A 22,202-nucleotide genomic window follows, 5' to 3' on the forward strand; every position below is an offset into this window, starting at 1 on the left:
TGTGAGAAGTACTTAGCTATTTCTATGTGTCATGGCTAGACAGGGTTTTTAAATGCCGCGCCTTGGCTTTGCGATCCAGAACCACCGGATGATGACGAGACAGCGCCACCACGCCAACGATCGCAAGCACCCCGGCCAGCGCCATGGCCACAGCCAGCATGGCAGGCACATCCGGACGAAGCTCACCCAGGATCGTAATGCCTATGGCGATGCCGACAATCGGGTCAATTACCGTCAGTCCTGCGATAACCAAGTCCGGCGGTCCCTTTGAATAGGCGTTTTGCACAAAATATGAACCAAGCAGCCCCGCCACCACCACAGCTGCTAGAGCAAGCCATGGCACCGATGACCAGAATTGGCTGCCCAAGTGCAGCACATCGATTGCGACGGAACGCACCAGCACCGCCACGAAGCCAAAGAGCACACCGGCCCCTACGATGTAGAAAATAGCCCCGAGCTTCCGGTGGAAGAACAGTGCAGTGATTCCGATCATTGCGATAACACACGCCAGAATCACCTCGATCAGCAACTCCTCGGAGTTGCTGACCTGATGCTGGTCACCGGTAACGTTGATTGCCATCAGGACGAACGTGGCCGAGCCAACCATACAGGCGGCAATCGCGAGTACCGTCGGAAGATTCATCGTGAGCTTGTGTTCGCGCGCATTGACCACCGTGGTCACCACCAGCGCGATGGCGCCAATTGGCTGTACGACGGTCAGCGGGGCGCTGGCCAATGCGAAGACATTGAGCACCATGCCAAGCCCGAGCAGCAGCAAACCACTCATCCACCGGCCATTGCCCATCAGCTTGCCAATATTGCCGAGGGTGACATCCAAACCACCGGCGGCAGACTTTACGGCGCTCGATTGGAAGTGCGCGCCGAAGGCAAGGCAAAAGGCACCGCATAGTGCCGCTGCAATAGCGATCCAAACCATGTCAGTGCCTTTCCCACTAGTTCCTTGTTTTCCGAGAGGCCATGCTGCGCGGTTGCGTGATATCGCCGCGCCACCTCATCGGTTCAAGAACCTAGGAGCGCTTGACCAGCTTACGAATGATCGCAACGAGAGCCCCGGCCGACGCTGCAATGATCGCAAAAGGCTTAGCCTTCTCCACCCGTTCTTGTCCTGCACGATCAGCTTCGCTGTTCTCACCATTGTTCACCGACGGGGTGACGAAACTACGTGCCTTGGCGGCAGCGTTAGTCACCGAGTCTCCGGCGTTTTCGGCAAACTGGCGTGCTTTGTCGATTTTGGCTTTGGGTCCTAGAACGCTCTGACCCAAGTTGTCGCGCAACGCCTGTATCTGGCGGCGGCGACGCTTTGTGCGAAGTACCAATTCATCCGCGCTAGGAGCCGGAGGTTTAGGTTCCTTCTTCTTGTCCTTTGCGGACTCTTCGGATTCGTCCTTCTTGCGCATTGGCTCATCCAAGGTGCTGACGTCGAAGTTGCTGCCGTCCTTGATCACACCGATATCGTGGCGCAGGCCGCGAATCGCTGCTTCTGGAGTCAGCGGCAAGGCTTTCTTAACCTTGAGATAAATAACAAGGGCAAGAATTGCTGCCACCAGCAGGAAGAAACCTGCGACGATCAGTGCAGCTGCCCAGCCCTGGAACCAGATAGCCAACACGTTCACCAAGGTGACAACCACTGCAACTACAAACAGCGAAACTACTACAAGTGCGCCCGCCGCAAGTCCGGCGGCCACACCCAAACTGATGCCCTTGCTCTTGAGCAAGGTGGTTCCTAGCTTGATCTCGTCCGAGAGCTGCTGCGGGACAAGCTCCTTGAGTCCATCGACTTGCGCCTTGGCACTCTTGACGCTCGACTTCAGGCTTTCATCTGCTTGCATCGAATCAGCTTCAGACATGGTTTCTCCATATTCTCGATCGCTCGGCAACCGGTGTTTCCACGCTAGCACTCCGGTTACCGCCTACGTATCAGTCTTCAGGCGTAAACCCCACAGCTAAATCTCATGCCACGGGTGTAACTGTTAACGATTTGAAAGTCTATCGTCTATCCACTTGAGCTTATAGGAAGCGACCGCATCAATATGCATGCCCCGTAGTTCACATCCTGTTCATCAGTTACCTGCCGACTAATCGTGTCCGAGGCCCGTCAATACCTCACCGACCAGAAATCCGATTCGCTCTCAAGGATCAGTTTTATATAGTCCATGCTGACTACCCGAACCTCTAGCCGTCCGCCGCGTCTCAAAACGCACCGGAGCGAACACGCGATTACCTAATAAATATCCTAGCCAGAGCCCAACTCGCGACGCTATCAGGGTTTCCCCTGAAGATCGCGCAGATATCCCGAAGTCCAATGGGTGAAGCTTTAATGAATAAGGCCCCAACCGCGTCATGCGGTTGGGGCCTTAAGAAAGCTCCTCCAACTGGACTTGAACCAGTAACCCTTCGATTAACAGTCGAATGCTCTGCCAATTGAGCTATGGAGGAATACAACGAGTAATACCTTAGCATCGGCCAAATGACGTTTTCAAATCGACTACACGCTGCGTCCAGAACAACGTGCCCAGTTAATTTTAATAGCCCAAAAAAGAGGATCGTAGTGACTGCCGGCCGACCAATCTCAACATGGAGCCTTGACACTGTCGAACCAATAATTCGAATCTGCTATGTCAGCGTACTGACTGGAGCAGATCGAATTCCCGACGACGTGCCATGACCTCGTCTGGGTCCCACCCGAGACCGGGGACCGAAGAAATCAGCAGCTTGGTGTAGTCGTGCTGCGGATTCTGCAACACGTCTGACACTATCCCCTGCTCGATGGGATCCCCTCGATACATGACCATCACCTTGTCACTGACCTCCTGGATGACTGCTAGATCATGGCTAACAAAGAGCAACGCGATGCCGCGCTCCGCGCGGATCTCGTTGAGCACCTGAAGAATCTGTGCCTGCACCGACACGTCCAGTGCCGACACGGCCTCGTCGAGGACCAACAGCTTCGGGCTGCTGGCCAACGCGCGGGCAATGGCCAGACGTTGGCGTTGGCCGCCACTGAGTTGATGCGGGAAGGAAGACAGAAGTCGCGGTTCAAGACGCACAGAGTTCATGAGCTCTGTGATTGCCCGCTGCAGCTCGTCGCCGCGCAGGGGCGATTGCAACTTCAGCGCCTGGCCCAAACACTGGCTCACCGACAGCCTGCGGTCCAGGGATCCATACGGATCTTGGAACACCATCTGAATTTCTGCGGCCCGTTCCTTTCGCCCCGCGGCACCCCGCCGATTGAGTGCGCGGTCGCGGCCAGCAATTTCAACGCTACCGGAATCCGGAGTCTCCAAGCCCACGAGCATACGTGCCACCGTGGTCTTGCCGGACCCGGATTCACCCACCAGTCCCAGGGATTCCCCCGGCGCCAAGTCGAAAGAGACCTTGTTCGCAGCCACCACGGCGGGGCGCCCCTTGCCCATGTCGAAGCTCTTACAAAGCTCCCGAACGACGATACTCACAGTCTTTGTCCCTTCAAGCTCGGAACTGCCGACAACAATTCCCTGGTGTATTCCTCACGCGCGGCGGCAAATAGGTTATTGCCTTCCAGCTCCTCGACGATGCGACCCTTGAACATGGCATAGACCCGGTCACAATAGGCGGCGGCCAGGTGCAGGTCGTGGGTAATGAAGAGCATGCCCAAACCTCGTGAGCGTTGGGCCTCGCGCAGCACCGATAGCACCTCAGCCTGAGTGGTGACGTCCAAGGCACTGGTAGCCTCGTCGGCCAGGATCAACTGAGGTTCGCTGCTGAGCGCCGCAGCTATCACCACACGCTGGAGCATGCCGCCGGAGAACTCATGCGGGTATTGGCGCATGCGTTTCTCCGGCTGGGTCAGCCCCACGGCGCGCAGCAGCTCCGTGCCCTTGGCGCGTGCGGCGAACTTGTCCACGCCCAGCACGTGGACCAGGCGTTCGGTCAGCGAGTCACCGATGCGCCGCACCGGGTTCAAGCTGCCCCGCGGATCCTGGTGAATCATGGCCACCTCCCGGGAACGCACCGAGTGGAGTGCATCCTCCCCGCAGGTAAGCACGTTCTCGCCATTGACGTTGACGGTGCCGGTACATGAGGCCGACTGGGGGTACAGCCGAAGGGCCGCCCTGACGGTGGTCGACTTGCCGGAGCCGGACTCCCCTACCAGGCCAACCACCTCGCCGCGTTCCACGTGCAGATCCACCCCGTGCAGCACGCGAGTGCTGCCTCCGGGCGTGGCGAAATCCAGTTGCAGGTTCTTGATCTCCAGGAGCATTGTCTTCCTTATGGCTTCTTGACGTTGAGCTGGTCCGAGAGTCGGACGCCGACGATGTTCACCGCGACGACGACGGCGGCAATGACCAAGCCCGGGGCGAGCGTTGGCCAGAGATGGCCCTGGATAATCCCGGCCTGGCCCTCCTGGACCATGAGCCCCCATTCGGAGCTTGGCGGTTGGGCACCGAAGCCGAGGAAGCTCAGCGTGGCGAGGCTCATTAGGCCCTCTCCGAAGAGCACCACCAGGTAGCCCAGTAAGGCCGGGGACATGTTGGGGATCAGGTAGCGCAGGCAGATCATCGGCGCGCTCACGCCTTGGATCCTGTAGGCGTCGATGTAGGGGCGGGAAAGTTCGGCCAGCGCAATACTGCGAGTGAACTTCGCGATCACCGGCGCGTAGGCAAGCGCCAGGGCCAGGATCGCGGTGGCCGGCCCCTTGCCAAAGACGGCGATGACCAGCACCACGAAGAGCAGCCCGGGGAAGGCAAACATCACGTCGGTGATGCGGGCCAGCAGCGTATCGACCCATCCGCCGTGCCAGGCCGCGAGCGTGCCGATCAACACCCCGAGCACCGTGGCCAGGGCGAGCAGCAGCAGCGGTCCGATCAGGCTTTCGCGCGCCCCGAAGAGCACTCGGGAGAAGATGTCCCGGCCCAATTGGTCGGTGCCGAACAGGTGCCCGGCCCCGGGCGAGGTCCAAATGGCCGAGAAGTCGATCTCGTCCGGGGCATACGGTGCGATCCAGGGCGCGAGGACCGCTCCCAGGATCACCAGGACCAGAAATCCCAGGCAGGTGTTGAAGGCCGCACCATACCCCTTGGTGCGTTTCCGCGGCGCATTGATCAGGGTCGTTGAGGTGCTCATGGTTTCCCCGTTCTGGCACGGATCCGTGGATCCAATAGTGGGTGGACGATGTCCACCAGCGTGGTCACCAGCATGTAGGCGACGATCATGTAGAGCAGCACCGCCTGCACGACGGCAAAGTCATGGGTGTTTATGGCGTCGACCAGCAGCGCGCCGACGCCGCTGATCCCGAAGACCCCCTCGATCACCACGGTGCCGGCGAGCATGCTCGCCACCACCAGGGCGACCATGGTGATCACCGGACCCCAGGCGTTGCGCAGTACATGCCGCACCACCAGCTTGCGTTCCGCCAGCCCGAAGCTGCGGGCCGCCTCGACGTGGTCTGCGTCCAACTGTTCGATCATCGACTGCCGGGTCACCCGGCTGACGATGGCCAGCGCCCCGATGGACAGGGAGACCGCGGGAAGGAACAAGTGGTGCAGCCGTCCGGCGATTCCGTCCCCGGCCCCGGTGACCGGGAACCAGCCCAAGGTGACGGAGAACAAGTAGACCAGCAGCAAGCCGGTCACGAAGGAGGGGATCGATGCTGCAAGCGTCGTCGAGCCGGTGATCGCCGAGTCGACCCGCGAGCCACGGCGGATCGCCGAAACGATGCCAAGCCCGATGCCCAGGATGATGAACAGCACCGAGGCATAGCCAACCAGCCACAGCGTGTTGGGCAACCGGGTGGCCATCAAGTCCGACACCGGCTGCAGGTAGTGGAACGAGGTCCCGAAGTCGCCGGTGAACGCGTGGGTGAGCCACAGCCAGTACTGGACAAGCACCGGCTGGTCGAGGTTGTACTGGGCGCGCACGGCCGCGATTCGTTCCGGGGTGATGCCCTCGGGGTTGCCGATCAGGAAGGTGACCGGATCCCCCGGGGCCGCGTGCATGGCCATGAAGATGATGAACGACCCGGCCAGCAGGGTCACCAGCATACCTGCCAGCCGGCCAATAATGCGTTTCATGTGAGGCTACTTTCCCGCCGCCGCGCCAAGGTCGGCGGCCCACGGGTAGTAGATGAAGGCGGCCGACGAGGGGGCGCCGGTGACTTCGGCATTCAGCGCCACCGTCGCGGGGGTCTGAACCACCGGAACCCAGACCATGGCTTCGGTCCAGCGCGCTTCCAGCTCGATGGAGAGCTTGGCGCGCGCCGCGTCGTCGGTGGTTGCCTTGGCCTTGGCCACCAGTGCGTCGTAGGCCGGATCGGAGAATCCGACATAGTTCACCCGGGCGGTGCTCTCGCCGTTCTTGTAGAAGCCCACCGGGTCGTTCTTGGAGATGTAGTACTCATCGGAGAAGAAGTCGGCACTGGTGCGCAGGGTCTCGTCCGAATAGAAGTCGCCGTATTGCTGTGGCGGGACGGTGATGATCTTTGCGCTCAGGCCGATGCTTTGGGCGGCCGCGACCAGGGCGTTGGACACCACGTTGCGAACCGAGCTGCCGTCGCTGGCAATGACCAACTCGCCGTTGGGGAATGCGGAGGATGCAACGAGCTGCTTGGCCGCGGCAATGTCTGCCTCGCTCGGTTTGGCGGGCGCGCCCTCAAGCGCGTCGTAGGCGGTTTCGAACGTCTCGCGTTCATAACCCCAGGAGCCCGGGCCCACGGGGGTCTTCCAGGGTTCGGCCAGTGATCCGAATGCGGCGGTGGCGATGCCTTGCCGGTCGAGCACCAGGGACAGCGCCTTGCGGATGTTCGCATCCTTCAGGATCCCGCGTTCGGTGGCAATCAGCGACCAGACGTTGGTGGCCGGCCCCTGGGACACGGCGACATTGTCCTTGCCCTGCAGCGGAACGGCTGCGGCCGGCGAGTCCAGGTAGGCGCCTTGGGCTTCCCCGCTGATCAACGCGTTCACCACAGCATTTTCGTCTGCCCACCGGAAAGTTAGGGTTTCGGTCTTCGCGGCCTTGGCCGGGTTCCAGTATTCGACGGCCTGGTTCAGAACGACCTCGCTGCCGGACTTCCAGCTGCCAAGCTCATAGGGGCCGCTGCAGGCATCGGAGCCGCTCGGGCCGCCAAAAGCCTCGCCCTGAGCTTCGAGGGCCTTGCGGTTGTAGATGATGCCACCGTTGCCTGCCATCGCCTGGATGAAGATGGCGTCTTCGTCCAGCATGTGGGCAGTGACCTCGTGCGATCCGGTCTTCTCCAGCGATTTCACGTTGGCGTATTCGTCCGATTCCTCGGCGCCCTCGGCCATGTGGCGTTTCATGCTATAAAGCACGTCATCGGCGGTCATCGGGGTTCCATCGTGGAACGTCACGTCCTTGCGGAGCGTGAACACGACCGTGGCTTTGTCCACCCATTCGGCCTTTTGCGCCAGATGGCCGGAAATACTCAGGTCCGGCTGGAGCTGCATGAGACGCTCACAGATATTGGCCAGCACGGTACTGGCGCTGGTGGCACTGTCGGCGTCGGGATCCAGCGTGCTCGGTTCCTTCGAGAGCATCCACACTGCCTTGGCCAGGTCCCCGGTTGCAGGTGTGGTGGTGGGCCCGAAGCTCACTTCGACCTCGGGCACCGCCGTGGGGCCTCCGGCTCCGGAGCAGGCGCTGAGGCCGAGAGCAAGGGCGGCGAGCAGCGCCGGAATGGTGCGGCGTCCGGCGCTACGGCGAAGTGGACTGTTCATGATGCGTTCTCCTTCGTGGTTCCCATTGCGATTGAGTTGCGGCTGCCCGGGCCATCAAGGACGTTCCAGGGAAGAATTTGGTAGTCATTGGTGCAGGGGTTGCCCGGGGCAATGAAGTACTCGCCTGTGGTCAAGTCGATGCAGCTGGAGAGCAGCGTCGACCACTGGCGGACTTCGGGACGGCGCACATCCGGGTGGGTGCACACCGACTCCGGGTAGCCCAGATGATCAGACATGGCTTGATGAATCAGCTGGCGTGCCTGCTGGCTGTCCGTGGCCATGCGTACCTGGCTCAAGCCCGCTTCTGTGCGCGGTACCCGGAAGAGGGAGTCCACCGAGACCGGCTGGTAGCTCTCAGCCAGCTGGGCGGGGATGAATGCCTGGTAGTGGTTTCCGTGCACGAGCAGCCCGTTCGTGGGATACATCCAGCCACTGCGCCCCGGGGTGGTTTCCACGTCAATGGCAAATCCGTCCGCGAAAGTGAGTAACGCGTTGGAGGCGATGTGAGTCTTGGTGCGCACCAGCGTGTTCAGGGCGTCGGCGAATTCGCTCTGATTCAGCACCATACGGCGGATGAAGGTCTGCGGTAGCCCCAAGGCAGTGCCGAATCGGCCACCCAACCCATTGGCGTTCAGCGCAATGCCCGCGCTATTGGCCCCGTGCCGGCCGATCTGCCCGGCCTCCACCTGCATGATCAGCGTTGGCAGCGGGTCCTGAACAACGCGCAGGATCAGCACCGTGTCCCGAGTGCCATGGCGCCAATCCCAGTTTTGTCCAGCGTAGACGTGCCCGTCTCCGCTGGCAGAATCCAGCAGCGCAAAGCTCGTGCAACCCTCAACTTCATCTTCGTCCGGGGCGGGCAGAGCCGCCGCGTCGTAGATGACCTCCCCTCGCAGGTTCAACAACAGGATGTCAAGCATCTGGACCCCGGCGCCCTCGGCAATCCCGGCGACCTCCTCCATGATCTCCGGAGCCTTCTCGGCGCACAGTGGCACCCAAGCCGCCGCCCGTTCACGCATCCCCTCCCAACTGCGTCCGAGTTGTTGGTCAAAGGCCTCCGTGTAGAAGGAAATGGCCTTCGTGATTAGGTCGGCAGCTCCTTGTCCGTATTGCCTACCCCGTTCTCGCGGGGTTCCCGAAATCTCTAGGGTGCGAAGTTTCAACTGTTCCATTGAAGGTGTTCCTTATTGGCGCGAATGCCCGTTGCCGTTGGTGCCGCTCCCATAAACAGATGTATTGTCTGTTACAAGAAGGGAAGTGCTTGAAATGAACGATACAACAAAATCTGGTGATGTAACAGACATTACGGAGAATCCAGGCTTGTTAGTTTTACAGCAGCGGGTCCGCGACCACTGGGAAGAACTATCAAAGGCCGAACGTTCGGTGGCCCAACTACTAGTGCGCACCACTGCCGAGCGGCTGCTCTACGCCGGGGCGCAAGACCTTGGCGCAGAGAGCCGAACCAGCAACGCCACGGTGGTGCGCACCATCCAGTCACTCGGATACAGCGGTCTCTCCGAACTCAAGCAGCAGGTCGCGGCGCCGTTCTCCGCCGCGGTCTCCCCCGAGATTCGGGCACGCCAACGGATCAAGAGTATCGGAGGGAACATTGAGGAGGTCTGGCGCAGCGTGAACACGGAGGCCTCGGAACGCTTGGAACTGGCTTTCGCCGAATCCTCCATCGAACCAATGACGCGCGCCGTGCACTTGGCGCTGGCGGCCCCGCGGGTAATCACCTATGGCGTCGGAGCCTCGGGATTGGCAGCGGAGCATCTTGCTCTCAAGCTCAATCGCATCGGGCTTCCCTCCCATTTCATATCCGCCAGTGGCTTTCAACTGGCCGACCAACTGCTGATGATCAGCGCCGAGGACGCAGTGATGGTTTTCGCCCCTGGGCGAATGCTTGCAGACCTTCGCGTATTGCTCCAACGCGCTCGCGACGTAGGAGCAAAAGTCGTACTGATTAGCGACGAACTACAAGAGGAACTCAGCGGCGAGGTCGAGGTCTGCCTGCACGCCCCACATACCCCGACGGGACTCACCGCAGAAGCGCTGACCTCCCTGTTGGTGGCCGACGTTCTAGTCCAGACAATTTCCGCTATGGAGCAAACCCGAACGGTACAGACCAAACACGAACTTACTGTCCTGCGTCACGCCTTGGCCCATTAACGAGCTTTTCATGGGGTTTCGGATGAACGCTGGCTCCACGGCATTACACAGATCGGCGGATCGTCGTGTTTTCGGTAACGCCAAGAACCTATGAGCCGCCGACCAGGGTACTGGTTCCATCGCCCGGCTACTGGCTGTAGTTCACTTCGGGGGTCCATCGTGACATGGTGGATTGCGCCGCGAGGTACCGGTTCACCAGCGTTCGCGCAGGTGCGCTGCCCCTACCACGGACGGCTCAATAGGGTAGGTTCTCCAGCTGACTCCCGTGCACGTTGGCTTCTTTCTTTCAGCGTGCAAATCCGCATGCCAAAATCTCCATGCTCACTCGTTACACCAGAGAATGAGGCCGCCTACGTTTTTACGGTCCAACGGTCCGTGACAGCTCCCACTTAGTCCGCAGTACTCTCGAATCATGAAGTTCACGGTCGGTTCTTTGACGGTGTCCATATAGGCTCCGGAAGCCGTATCAATAATTGAAGAACTCAACGGACAGTTAACGAAACCGAAGACGAGCTAGTTGCCCGCCTCCGGCCCCAGTTTCTAAACTAGCGAATTGGCTGCGATGTCAAGACGCTGCTAAATCCGCCGCACGGCCCTCAATTCCTCACAGGTTATGAGCCACACCCCCATTACCTCTGGATTTAGGGTTGCCGCGGATCGCTTGGCTCCCAATGAGTTGAGTGACCCTTCGCGAGCGATCAGCAGTTGGTGTTGGGCTTTTTGTATCCGCCTGTCGATTATTGATTACCTGTTGATGCATCCAGACTGAAATAAAAGAAGCTGAAGCGATGCGCCCTAATACCTCGTCCCCGCTGTCATGCGGAGATTGATTCGCCTGACGAGGGAGTGGAAGCCGCGGATTTGCTCATAGTGGTGGCAGTTATCACCGCTCCTGCAAAGGCGAGGATGGCGGCACCAATGAAGGCCGCCGAATACCCCCGCGTCAGATCCACCGCGGACGGTTCGGCACCGGAGATACCGTAAACGATTGCCGTGAGGGCTGCGAGGCCGAGGGCCGATCCGATCTGGTAGCTGGTACTCACCAACCCGGAGGCAACACCCGTTTCGACGGGCGGTGCGGCATTGATCGCGGTACCAAGTGAGGGGACGAACGCCAATGACATCCCGAGGGCCGCCAGCAGCGATGCCGGTAGAACGTCTGTGGCATAGTTTCCGTCCGGTTGCATCAAGGAGAGCCACATGAGTCCGGCCGCCAGCACGAGCAGCCCGGTGACAATCAGCGCCTTGGCACCGAACCGGGCTTGAAGCCGTGGCGCCAACGCGACCATGACGAGCACGACCAGGCCGGTCATCGGCAGGAGCGCGGCACCAGCAGCGAAAGCGGTAGCACCGAGCACCTGCTGTAGATACAGATTCAGGAAGAACCACATGGATACCCATGCCGCACCCAGCAGGAGCTGTGCGCCATTGGCCGCCCCGAGGAGCGGCGTGCGAAGCAGTCCGAGGCGCAGCAGGGGGGTGCGGCTTTTTGCCTGAATCACGAAGAAAATAGCCAAAAGGACGAGGCCTCCGGCCAGGACGCCGAGAGTAGGCGCGGTAAGCCACCCCACTTCTGGGGCATTCACAATAGCGTAGACGGTCGCAGCAAGCCCGCCGGTCACGGTGGATGCCCCGGCGATGTCAATTGATCCCGACGCCTTCCGCGCGGTTCGAGGAAGCACCGTTGCGGTGAATGCCAGCACGAAGACCGCGATCGGAATGGTGACATAGAAAACCCAGGGCCAGCTCGCGTATTCGGTCAGCACTCCGCCGAGGAAGACGCCGGCTGTGCCCCCGATTGGTGCCGCAGCTCCGTAGACCGCGAATGCCTTAGGAAGATCGGCAGTGCCGCCAAAGAGCATCATGAGCAGAGTCAGCGCCGCCGGCGCGATCAGGGCAGATCCGGCACCCTGAACGGCGCGGCCTGCGATCTCAAGCCCAATGCTGGTGGCTGCTCCAGCCATCAGCGATCCTGCGATCAATACGAGCCAGCCCAACACAAAGATCTTCCGCGCTCCGAAGGCATCCGCAAGACGACCCCCAAGTAAGAGCAAGCCGCCGAATGCCACTACGTAGGCGTTGAATACCCATGATAGGGACTCCGGGGTGAAACCGAGATCTCGTTGCATGTCGGGCAGGGCGACGCCAATGATCGAAGTGTCCATGATGACTACGAACTGGGCCGTGGCGATCAGTGCCATCATGACAGCTCAGCCGAACCATCGCTTTGCTGGCGATGGTGGTGGGTGGACAGACATGTGAGCTCCTCCTGAAAGATTCCAGGATATATCCGGTATGGATACAATCTATACCCATAGGGGGTATGGGTATAAGGTATACCCATAGGGGGGTATATCTGTCAATTAAGCACACCGAGACGTCATCACGACCGGTCATACGGCAGGAGAAAGGCCCGATGGCTGACCTCAAATGACAGCTAACGCTCTTCATAGGGCAAACAACATCGAATTTCCGGAAACCTCACCCAAGGAGACCTAATGAGAGAGTCCACAGAACTCTTCGGCGCATCTAATTTGCTGACGAAACGCATTGAGACCGTTGGCTTCGATTGGCACCAAGCCGAACACTCCGTTGCGAATCGGCTGGACGCAGCTGGAATCAGTGGCACGAACGCCAATATTGATCGGGACATGCCGCGTGACACGGCCGTGCGGTGGCGCCAAGGAGAACGACGGCGAATCAGCAACTTACTCCAGTCAGGGAGCGCGTGGTACGGATCCTCCGCGCATTTCCAGTTGTTCCAAGATCTGAAGCGAAAGGTCGCGATTTAGCATGACTGACGCACATCGACCGGACATTTCGAAAACTTACAACCAAAGGCCAAGGCGACGCGCGCGAGTTGCCCTGTCCGGCCGAGTACGAGTAACCGGCGCCCTACTGCTAGTTGGCCTGCTCTGGGGAAGTTCGTTCCCCTTGATTGCCATTGCCGCTCCGGCATTCGGAGCCGTCGGAACGACCCATGGTCGCTTCATCGTCGCAGCGTTGGCGCTTACGCTTATGACTGCTGCCAGCAAAGCAACTTGGCACGCAGTCGGCCGGCGGTTCCCTGCATTCCTACTGTTAGCGGCCCTTAATGTCGCGGCTCCACTCACGCTTGTCGCAACGGCAATCGTTGGACTCAACGCGTCGATGGCGTCGATCTTGAACGCCACAACACCAATGTTCACGGTATTCGTTGCCGCTTTCTGGCTTAGGCAAAGGGTCACTCGACGCCAGATGGTAGGTGTCATAACTGGCATTGTCGGTGTATCGATGCTCGTGGGAGGAGCTCCGTTGCAGGTCGATAGCCGCGCACTGGTGGCGGTTGGAGCCTCCTTGACAGCGGCTCTGCTATACGCTGTGGGCGGCGTCTACGCCCGAAAGTCATTTCTCGGCACTCCTCCCATGACACTCGCCCTCGGCCAGCAACTTGCCGCTGCAACACTTCTGGTCCCACTTACCGCCATCGCACCCCCGATTGGCCCAATCACTGGCGGTCCGCTAATTGCCGTCCTTGCGCTGGGCCTCGGAGCTACCGCCGCGGGCTATTTGGTCTATTTCTGGGTTATTCGCCAAGCTGGGCCGGTGACTGCATCGACCGTTGCGCTTCTGGTTCCCATTTCGGCCTCCACCATAGGCGTGCTGTGGCTGGACGAGCCCGTGACCTTCGGACTCATTGGCGGACTTTTCATCATTCTTGCCGGAGTTGGCCTGCTCCTGGAGCGTCCGTCTGCGCGCCCTCGCGTGGATACAGTTGCAAATATCAATGATACGAACGAAAACAGACGTGGCAAGAACCACCATGAAACACGTGAGCGTCGGAAGTGAAGGACCCTCTTGCATCAATTGGTTTCGTGACCGCCGACCCTACTCGTTTTCGCGGAAAATAACTCCTTCTCCAACTAGGCCAGTGAGGAAGCTTGTTCCTGATTGACGCCGACGGCTGCGCCCAGCAACCCAACGCAATTTTTGAGACCGTCGTGGCGCGTAATAGTTCTGTAAACGCACAGGCATTGACCCACCAGAAGGACCATTCGCGTGCCCGGGTGCCGAACAACGGATCGATACTAAAAAACACCCCGTATTCATCTGAAGATGAATACGGGGTGTTCACCTGGCTCCTCCAACTGGACTTGAACCAGTAACCCTTCGATTAACAGTCGAATGCTCTGCCAATTGAGCTATGGAGGAAAGCTACGAGAACTACTTTAGCACTAGCCAAGTACTGTTTTGAAATCAGGGATTCAACTCGCGCGCAAGGCATGCAGCTACCCGACCCGAGAGTCGGCGATTCCTTTCAAATCCAAGTCGAAACCTATTTTGGCGAACGGCGCGAGTTCTCAATCGCGTACTGCGCCAGTTCAACTAATTGCCGGGCCGAGGCATCCCACGAATATTGGCCGGCACGAACAAGCGAACGGTCCGCATATTCTCTCCAGACATCCCGGTCCGAGAGCTTCTGCACCTGTTGCGCGAAGGCTTCCGCGCTATCGGGGTCCGCAAAAAGGGCCGCATCTTGGGCCACTTCTCGGAAGATCGGCATGTCGGTGACTACCACCGGAGTGCCCGCACTCATCGCTTCCACCAGCGGAAGCCCATATCCTTCTTCACGCGACAGGGTCACCAAGGCGGTGCACGAAGCCAGCAAGCGGGCATACTCTTCGTCGCTCACTCCCCCATGGAATACCACCTTGGCGTTGTGCGGAATTTCAGCTTCCAACTCGGCGCGACGCTGCTGGCTGATGCCGCTGAGCAGGTGCAACTCGTAATCGGGCAGCAGCCGCATGGCCCGGATCAACGTCTCGACGTTTTTATATTCCATAAATGATCCCATGTAGAGCAGCGTGTTCTTCGCGGTCGCTCGCAGATCGCGGCTTGCGCTCTCGCGCGACGGAGCATTGGATACCAAGCCGATATGTCGCTTAGTGAGCCTGTGCTTGCGCATCAGATCCGCGGTGGTTTGTGAAACGGTAGCTACCGCGTCGGCACGGTTCAGCAGAATTCGTTGCGGGAAGTAGACCTGGTGGAACAGGAACCAGCCCCAGCGGATGGGCGCGGGCAAGAATTTCGGGGCATGCGGGTGCGCATAGTAAATCAGGTCGTGCAGGGTGAGAATGACCGGGAATTTTCGCCCCAGCGTGCCCATGGTCTGCATCGGGGAGAACACCGCATCTGGCTGCAGCTTATTGATCTGCAGGGCCACCAACGGTTCAAGGACGCTCGTGGGGGCAGAAATCTTGAGGTACGGAACATCTGGCAGCAGGTCCAGCTGCCGCAGATCGTTGATCAGCATCGTCACGTCGGCGATCTTGGCCGTTGCTTCGATGAGTCCCGCGGTATAGCGGCTGATTCCGTCGTGATGGGTGACCCGGGTGTAGCGGGCATCGATGACGAGTTTCACGAGCGTGGAAGCCTTCGTTTGGGGAGCTGGTTTTCCAAGCTTATCGTTTAAGGTCACCGAGTCTGGCCTGCGCTCAAAAGTGCCTTTCGGGGGCGCACCACGAGGTATCCGATGAGCCCGGCGGCAACGGCCAGCGGCCACAGCCCCAGCGCAGCCGGAATGCCGAAGGCCGAACCGATGACGCCGCCGGCGAGGCTTCCCAACGGTATCGCGCCAAAAGTGAACAATCGGCGAGCGCTGCTCACCCTGCCCAAAAGCTGCTCGGGCGTGATGTCTGCAACCCACGCCGAGACGGCGATGTTGAAAACGATCACCACGATCCCCCATGCCACTGCCTGCACGCCGAGCAGAATCATGGAAACTACTGGTGCGGTGAATGCGGCGATAAAAACCATGGTGGCCAAGAAAAATTGACTGAGCAACGTCGCCGTCGTCAGCCGAGCCGTTGAAAACCGGACGGCAATGCGCGTGGCCAGCGCGGCACCTAGCAGCCCACCGGCACCGCCCAGTCCGGCAAAAATACCAAATCCCTGGGCACCGAATCCTAGGTAATTCACGATGAACAGCGCTTCTACCGCGGAGCCTAGCGCGAGCCCGAAGTTTGAGCACATGACCGCAATGGTGACCGCAATCAGGGTCCGGTTTGTACGCAGGTATTTCAGCCCGGATAGCCAGTGAGTATCGTGTTTTGCTTCCTTGCCTCCGGGACCTTGACTTCCATGCGAATCTGGCTTGCGTGGGAGCCTGACCAGATAGGCGAGGCCCAGGGCCAGCATGGCCAGGACCACGGCGACCGCCAGAAGTGTTGACGCTCCGAAGATGACGAAGCCGGTGCCCGCGGCAACAGGGATGATAATCGCCAGCGACTGATCCGCGGCGGTGAGTTTAGCGATCAGCCGACTCATCGAGGTTGCGCGTCTCGCGCCGGTGTTCGTATGCAATTGCGGGACGGCCGAGACCTGCGCAGTCTCTGCTACGACATTGCAGACGCCCAGTAGCGTGACCAGCAGGAATCCGTACCCGATACTCAGGGTTCCGGTGAAGGTCAGCAGCAAGAGGCAACCGGCCAGCGCGAGCTTGGCGGCAAGCCCAATGCGCAGCAACCGCAGAGGCCGGTAACGGTCAACCAGATACCCGATGGGAATCGTGGCGACGAGGAACGCGACGGAACCCAACGTGTTGAGCAGCCCCATTTGCCAGGCGCTAGCACCAAGGGTGGTGACAAAGATGAGGTCCACGGTGAAGTCTGCCAGGCTTCTGCCGGCTGCGTCGCTGGTATTTGATAAAAGGAAACGTCGCTCACCACGCAAAGTCGTTTCCATTACGCTCCATGATAATTGTCAGATACGTCACACCGGGACCCCATGTCAACGCTACCTCATTCCGAACCGAGCCGACCAGCATTTCTCCTTGTCGACCGGCAATCTTCCGTGCTTAAGCGGCGAAATCTGGCGAGAATCCCATCTTCGCCTCGAGCTCAAAATTCACTGCCATTTCGATCCCTTGGGCGCCTTCAGATGGTTCCCACCGGATCGTCATATCCACAAAGGGCTTGCAATACGTTACTTAGTTGTGATGTTAATAGTTCGCGGTTAGGGAAGACTAACCAAATACTTAATTCACCATGTGAGGAGTATCCGTGGGAACCTCTCTTGAGACCCTGCACATCCCCCCTGTTTGACTCGCAGCTTTTTGATGACTCATTGCTGTGCTCGGGCACCTTAGATCGCTATGAGTCCGAGGCCCGAGAGGCACTGCTGCGGGTCACCGATCAGCTGGCCGCCGTCGAGTCACCCACCACAGGCCCCTATCCAGAGGATCTGCGAGGGCTGGTCGATGCCATCGACCTCGACTCACCGCTTGGGAGCAACGCCGAGTCTTTTGACGAGCTGAAAAAGATCTACCTGCGTGACGCCGTCTATTTCCATCACCCGAAGTACGCCGCGCATCTCAATTGCCCGGTGGCAATTCCTGCCGTGGCCGCCGAAGCGTTCGTCACCAGCCTGAACACCTCAATGGATACTTTTGACCAGAGCGCCGGGGCCACGCTCATTGAACGTCGCCTCACCGCGTGGACCGCGCAGCTCATCGGATTCCCGCAACTCGCCGCGGATGGCATTTTCACCTCCGGTGGCACCCAGTCCAATCTGCAAGCCATGTTGATAGCCCGCAACGCCGCGGTGTCGAAAACCTCCGGACCGTTGCCTCAGCGGCTGCAGAACCTGCGCATCTACACCTCACAAGACGCTCACTTCAGCATCTCAAACGCAGCCATGATGCTGGGGCTGGGCCATGAAGCGGCGGTCGGCATCGAAACCGACGGCCACCACCGAATGGATGCCGGCAAGTTACGCGAGCAGATTGCCCACGATCTCAACCGTGGGCTGGTTCCGATGGCGATCTCCGCGACCGCCGGGACCACCGACTTCGGTGCCATCGATCCTTTGGGTCCCATAGCCGCCCTGGCCAATGAAGTCGGTGCTTGGTTCCACGTCGACGCCGCATATGGCGGCGGACTGCTGCTTTCGTCCTCGCACCGCGAACGGCTGTCGGGCATTGAGCTTGCAGACTCGGTGACCGTGGACTTCCACAAGTCCTTCTTCCAGCCAATCGGTTCCAGCGCGCTGATCCTGCACGAGGCAGATTCCTTCGAATCCATTGCCCACTACGCCGAATACCTGAATCCGAAGTCCCAAGCCCAGCAGACCCCCAACCAGGTCGACAAGTCGTTGCAGACCACTCGGCGCTTTGATGCGCTGAAGCTTTGGGTCACCCTCCGCACACTCGGAGCGGTGCGTCTGGGTACCATGTTCGACCGGGTGATCGAACTCGCCGAATCCCTCGAGGCCGAGGTCTCCCTCCGGCCACAGCTGGAGCTGGCGGCCCCGGTGCAGCTGAGCACCTTGGTCTTCAGCTTCAAAGCACCCGGCAACCACCTGGATTGCTCCGAAATGAATGAACTGACCAACCAGATTCGCCAGCGGCTCTACCGCACCGGCGAAGCGATGATCGCAGCCACCACCGTGGACGGCCGGCGGATGCTCAAGCTGACCTTGCTGAACCCGAATACCACCATGGAAGACCTGACCGAAATACTCGACGCAATTTGCCGCGTCGGCAATGACTTGCTGCTCGAACGCTTAGAAGGAGCCCGCGCATGAACCGTGGATTAGCCCAGGAGCACTTTGATGTGATCGCCATTGGCGCTGGCCCCTTCAATCTAGGGTTCGCCGCCCTCACCGACCCGCTACCGGAGTTGACGGTCGCGGTGCTCGAGGCCAGCGACAACTTCGTGTGGCACCCGGGCATGATGCTGGACGGCGCGCACCTGCAAGTGCCCTTCATGGCAGATCTTGTCACGCTCGCAGATCCCACCAACAAGTTTTCCTTCCTGAACTATCTGAAGGAAAAGGAGCGAATCTACCCGTTCTACATCCGCGAAAACTTCTACGCGCTGCGCAAGGAATACAGCGACTATCTCGCGTGGGCTGCGCAGCTGCTGCCCAGTGTCCGCTTCGGCCATCGGGTGCTTTCCGCCGAATATGCGGACGGCGCCTACCAGCTTTCGGTGCTCACCGATCGAGGTCTGACCCATTTCAGCGCGGACAAGCTGGTGCTCGGCACCGGTTCCCAGCCCTATCTCCCGGAGTTTGTCGACGAGCAGTTGCTGTCCACGAGCTCGGTGACCCATTCCTCCGAGTACCTGCATTCACGGCAGAGCATCATTGAGCCCAAGGCCGAGCAGAGGCCCAAGGTCGTCACGGTGCTGGGCAGTGGACAGAGCGCCGCGGAGGTCTTCCTTGACCTGCTGCGCAGCCTGCCGGAACACGACCATTTGGTATGGGCGACACGCTCCGAGCGTTTCTTCCCGCTGGAGTATACGAAGCTGACCTTGGAAATGACTTCCCCAGAATATATCGACCACTTCCACGCCCTGCCGATCTCGGAACGCGACGCTCTGTCCAAGGCGCAAAAAGGCCTGTACAAGGGCATCAATGCCGACCTGATCGATGAAATACATGAAGAGCTCTACCAGCGCAGCGTGGCTTCTCCGGCCCCCGTTCACCTGCGCACAGGATGCGCCGCGACAGCCGTGGCCCCGCAGGACGGGGCGATCCAGGTCGAGTTGCACCACGAACGGGAAAAGGAGAAGCTCGCGTTCCTCACCGACGCGCTGGTGCTCGCCACCGGCTACCGCAACGGCACACCAGACTTCCTCGAAGGCCTCGAAGACCGAATCACCCGACTGCCCGACGGCCGCCTGGACGTGGACCGCAACTACTCGATAGGCACGAACCACGACATCTTCGTGCAAAACGCTGAACTGCACACGCACGGATTCACCGCCCCGGATCTAGGCATGGGCGCCTACAGAAATTCGGTACTTATCAACCGCATTGCCGGGCGCGAGGTCTACCGGGTCGAGGACCGCATCGCCTTCCAGCGGTTCGGTGCCGCCTCGCTGGAGAACTTGCCAACTTGCCAACCGCAGCCAATCTCGGCCCAAGACTAGGAGCCCCATGACGACCTACGACTCATTTACCTTCCGCAGCATTCAACTGCCCTCCGACGCCAAGCTTTTGCATTCCTGGATCGCCACCGAGCATGCCCGCTATTGGGGAATGCCCACCGCAAGCCTTGACGAAATTGAAACCGAATATCGCGGACTGCTGGAGCTCCCCGACTATGAGGTGCTCCTTGGAGAGCTCCGCGGTGAACCACGCTTCCTGGTAGAACTCTACGATCCCTCGACATCCAGTCTTGCGGGAAAATACCCGTACGTTCGTGGAGACCGCGGGCTGCACTTCCTGGCTCCGGACCCCGCCGGGAAAGGCGAGACAGGATTTACCTTGCATGCCCTCGGCGCAGCCATCCGGCACGCTTTCGCGCAACCGGGAATTGAACGGGTGGTGGTTGAACCTGATGTGCGGAACAAGGCGATTCAAGCGCTCAACTCGCGCGTCGGCTTCCAGCCGCTGAAAGAAGTCACGCTTGATGAGCCACAAGGCCCCAAGGCGGCGTTGCTTTCAATTTGCACCCGCGAGGATTTTGAGCGCACCACCGGGATATCAGCCGGCGCCAACCATCTAAGCCCGGCTCGCTGGGAACGGGCGAATCGGCATGTTCTGGCCAAGGCCCTAGGCGAATTCAGCCACGAGCGCCTGCTGGAGCCGCTCCCCCTGGGAAAGGACCGTTACCGGGTCGAAAAGCAGGGACACCGCTATGTATTTACCGCCCAACGCTACGCGCTGAATCACTGGCAGATCTCGCAGTCATCGGTTGAACATCTAGTCCAGGGCGCGGAGGGCTGGGACGGCAGCGACGTAGACGTCTTGGATTTTGTCACCCTTTTCGCCACCGAACTCACGCTCAGCGAAGCACAGCTCCCCACTTATCTAGAGGAGCTAAACAGCACGCTAGGCAGCCATTGCTACAAGCAGGCGCACGCGCTGCACGACAGCACGCAGCTTGCCGAAGCCGCCGGCAGCCCGGCAGAATCCTTCCAACGCATCGAATCCTCCATGACCGAGGGGCATCCGTGCTTCGTGGCCAACAATGGGCGCATTGGGGTGGGAAGCTTAGACTACCTGCGTTATGCGCCGGAAACCGGGTCCGCTATCCGGCTCGGTTGGGTTGCCGCGCATATTTCGCAGGCTTCATTCGACTCCATCGACGGGCTGGACTACCAGTCGTTGCTTGAACAAGAACTGGACGGTGAGGCCAAAGCGCAATTGGATCGGCACCTCTCCCGGCGTCTGGCCGGTACCGGACTTGATCCTGCGCAATACATTTATCTTCCGGTCCACCCCTGGCAATGGGAGAACCGGCTGTCCACCACCTTTGCCAACGACATTGCTCGTGGCCAGTTGATTTGGCTGGGATATTCCGCGGACGAGTACCAGGCGCAACAGTCGATTCGCACATTCTTCAATGTCACCTCACCGAGCAAGCACTATGTCAAGACCGCGATGTCGATTCTTAACATGGGGTTCATGCGCGGACTCAGCGCGGACTATATGAAGGTCACTCCGGCCATCAATCAGTGGCTTTATGAGCTCTTCGCCTCGGATCCGGTACTCGCCTCGCAACCGGTGGCGTTGCTGCGCGAGGTCGCGGCCGTTGGTTATCGAAACCAGCAGTTCGAGGCGGCCACGACGCCCAGCGCACCACAGCGCAAGATGCTTGCCGCGCTCTGGCGCGAGTCGCCCATCGACATGCTGGGACCGGGCGAAACCCTTGCCACGATGGCCAGTTTGCTCCATGTCGATGCCCACGGCAAGAGTTATGCCGCGGCGCTGATCCGCCGGAGCGGACTTGAACCGAAGGTGTGGCTCAACCAGTACCTGGAGGCCTATCTGGCTCCGCTGGTGCATTGCCTCGCGGCCTATGATCTGGTGTTCATGCCGCACGGCGAGAACATCATCCTGGTCCTGCGCGACGGGGCGGTGCAGCGGGTGCTGCTCAAGGACCTGGGCGAAGAAATTGCGGTGCTCTCGGACCGCGTGGAACTTCCGGAAACAATTCGTCGGGTGCGCACCGGAGGCGACCCGGTGCTTTCGATTTTCACCGATGTTTTTGATTCCTTCTTCCGCTTCCTCGCCCCGTTATTGGATGCCGAATCCTTGCTCCCGGAAACCGAATTCTGGCAGGTCGTCACCGAAAACCTGTTGAACTACCGGGAACAGCATCCTGATTTTGCAGACCGCTTCGAGGCATTGGGCCTGTTTGCCGACAGCTTCCCGCTCTCTTGCCTGAACCGGCTGCAATTGCGAAATAACCAGCAGATGCTGGATCTTTCGGATCAATCCGGCGGGCTGCTCTATGCCGGCGATTTGGACAACCCCTTGGTTCGGGTGGTCTCTCCGGTTTAGCGATAGCTTCTCGCAGCTCGCGTCGTTTGG

The 22,202-nt window shown here is 59.8% G+C and carries 17 protein-coding genes and 2 tRNA genes; 6 read left to right on the forward strand and 13 right to left on the reverse strand.

The genetic code is table 11. The features are described 5' to 3' along the window. Positions 1-22: 22 nt before the first annotated feature. From CIK76_RS13635 to CIK76_RS13675, 9 genes are all read right to left on the reverse strand, one after another. Positions 23-937: a DMT family transporter gene (locus tag CIK76_RS13635; protein ID WP_096287368.1), complete on the reverse strand. Its 915-nt coding sequence runs from the start codon at positions 935-937 to the stop codon at positions 23-25. A gap of 91 nt (positions 938-1,028) precedes the next feature. Next, complete coding sequence (locus tag CIK76_RS13640; RefSeq protein WP_096287370.1) at positions 1,029-1,868, reverse strand: phage holin family protein; 840 nt, start codon at positions 1,866-1,868, stop codon at positions 1,029-1,031. A gap of 516 nt (positions 1,869-2,384) precedes the next feature. Beyond that, positions 2,385-2,457: transfer RNA gene (locus CIK76_RS13645), tRNA-Asn, on the reverse strand. Positions 2,458-2,639: 182 nt separating this feature from the next. Next, entirely contained in the window at positions 2,640-3,473 is an 834-nt protein-coding gene (locus CIK76_RS13650) for an ATP-binding cassette domain-containing protein (RefSeq protein ID WP_255248476.1), read from the reverse strand. Then, positions 3,470-4,261 (reverse strand): ABC transporter ATP-binding protein, encoded by a 792-nt coding sequence (locus CIK76_RS13655; protein ID WP_096287374.1) that lies wholly within the window; start codon positions 4,259-4,261, stop codon positions 3,470-3,472. The genes CIK76_RS13650 and CIK76_RS13655 overlap by 4 nt, the downstream gene beginning before the upstream one ends. An 8-nt stretch (positions 4,262-4,269) precedes the next feature. Next, a complete protein-coding gene (locus tag CIK76_RS13660; RefSeq protein ID WP_096287376.1) occupies positions 4,270-5,124 on the reverse strand; it encodes an ABC transporter permease in 855 nt (284 codons plus the stop codon). Further along, positions 5,121-6,071: an ABC transporter permease gene (locus tag CIK76_RS13665; RefSeq protein WP_096287378.1), complete on the reverse strand. Its 951-nt coding sequence runs from the start codon at positions 6,069-6,071 to the stop codon at positions 5,121-5,123. The genes CIK76_RS13660 and CIK76_RS13665 overlap by 4 nt, the downstream gene beginning before the upstream one ends. Before the next feature lie 6 nt (positions 6,072-6,077). Next, complete coding sequence (locus CIK76_RS13670) at positions 6,078-7,730, reverse strand: ABC transporter substrate-binding protein (RefSeq protein ID WP_096287380.1); 1,653 nt, start codon at positions 7,728-7,730, stop codon at positions 6,078-6,080. After that, positions 7,727-8,902, reverse strand: coding sequence for a C45 family peptidase (locus CIK76_RS13675; RefSeq protein ID WP_096287382.1), 1,176 nt, complete (start codon positions 8,900-8,902; stop codon positions 7,727-7,729). Before CIK76_RS13675 ends, CIK76_RS13670 begins: the two co-directional genes overlap by 4 nt. Before the next feature lie 148 nt (positions 8,903-9,050). Here CIK76_RS13675 and CIK76_RS13680 point away from each other — a divergent pair, with 148 nt between their 5' ends. Continuing rightward, positions 9,051-9,899, forward strand: a complete 849-nt coding sequence (locus CIK76_RS13680) for a MurR/RpiR family transcriptional regulator (RefSeq protein WP_217990394.1) — start codon at positions 9,051-9,053, stop codon at positions 9,897-9,899. 815 nt (positions 9,900-10,714) lie between these two features. Here the strand turns inward: CIK76_RS13680 and CIK76_RS13685 are convergent. Continuing rightward, positions 10,715-12,103: an MFS transporter gene (locus tag CIK76_RS13685; protein ID WP_096287386.1), complete on the reverse strand. Its 1,389-nt coding sequence runs from the start codon at positions 12,101-12,103 to the stop codon at positions 10,715-10,717. 589 nt (positions 12,104-12,692) lie between these two features. Here CIK76_RS13685 and CIK76_RS13695 point away from each other — a divergent pair. Together CIK76_RS13695 and CIK76_RS13700 are read left to right on the forward strand one after the other, a co-directional pair. Next, a complete protein-coding gene (locus tag CIK76_RS13695; protein ID WP_096287390.1) occupies positions 12,693-13,727 on the forward strand; it encodes a DMT family transporter in 1,035 nt (344 codons plus the stop codon). A gap of 92 nt (positions 13,728-13,819) precedes the next feature. Beyond that, positions 13,820-14,044 (forward strand): hypothetical protein, encoded by a 225-nt coding sequence (locus CIK76_RS13700; RefSeq protein WP_096287392.1) that lies wholly within the window; start codon positions 13,820-13,822, stop codon positions 14,042-14,044. Here CIK76_RS13700 and CIK76_RS13705 read toward each other — a convergent pair. The 3 genes from CIK76_RS13705 to CIK76_RS13715 form a co-directional block, all read right to left on the reverse strand. Beyond that, positions 14,015-14,090 (reverse strand) — tRNA-Asn (locus CIK76_RS13705). The two genes, CIK76_RS13700 and CIK76_RS13705, sit on opposite strands and share 30 nt — an antisense overlap. Before the next feature lie 124 nt (positions 14,091-14,214). After that, positions 14,215-15,300: a glycosyltransferase family 1 protein gene (locus tag CIK76_RS13710; RefSeq protein WP_096287394.1), complete on the reverse strand. Its 1,086-nt coding sequence runs from the start codon at positions 15,298-15,300 to the stop codon at positions 14,215-14,217. Positions 15,301-15,353: 53 nt separating this feature from the next. After that, complete coding sequence (locus CIK76_RS13715; RefSeq protein ID WP_096287396.1) at positions 15,354-16,622, reverse strand: MFS transporter; 1,269 nt, start codon at positions 16,620-16,622, stop codon at positions 15,354-15,356. A gap of 330 nt (positions 16,623-16,952) precedes the next feature. Here CIK76_RS13715 and CIK76_RS13720 point away from each other — a divergent pair, with 330 nt between their 5' ends. From CIK76_RS13720 to CIK76_RS13730, 3 genes are read left to right on the forward strand one after another with little or no spacing between them, the layout of a single operon-like run. Then, on the forward strand, positions 16,953-18,461 hold the full coding sequence (locus CIK76_RS13720; protein WP_176484220.1) for an aspartate aminotransferase family protein: 1,509 nt from the start codon (positions 16,953-16,955) through the stop codon (positions 18,459-18,461). Further along, positions 18,458-19,813: a SidA/IucD/PvdA family monooxygenase gene (locus tag CIK76_RS13725; RefSeq protein ID WP_096287400.1), complete on the forward strand. Its 1,356-nt coding sequence runs from the start codon at positions 18,458-18,460 to the stop codon at positions 19,811-19,813. The genes CIK76_RS13720 and CIK76_RS13725 overlap by 4 nt, the downstream gene beginning before the upstream one ends. A 7-nt stretch (positions 19,814-19,820) precedes the next feature. Beyond that, the gene (locus tag CIK76_RS13730; protein WP_096287402.1) at positions 19,821-22,172 is read left to right on the forward strand and encodes a GNAT family N-acetyltransferase; all 2,352 of its coding nucleotides are present in this window, start codon (positions 19,821-19,823) and stop codon (positions 22,170-22,172) included. The last annotated feature ends 30 nt before the right edge of the window (positions 22,173-22,202 follow it).

The sequence above is a fragment of the Glutamicibacter sp. BW80 genome (assembly GCF_002332385.1).
Lineage (GTDB): Bacteria > Actinomycetota > Actinomycetes > Actinomycetales > Micrococcaceae > Glutamicibacter.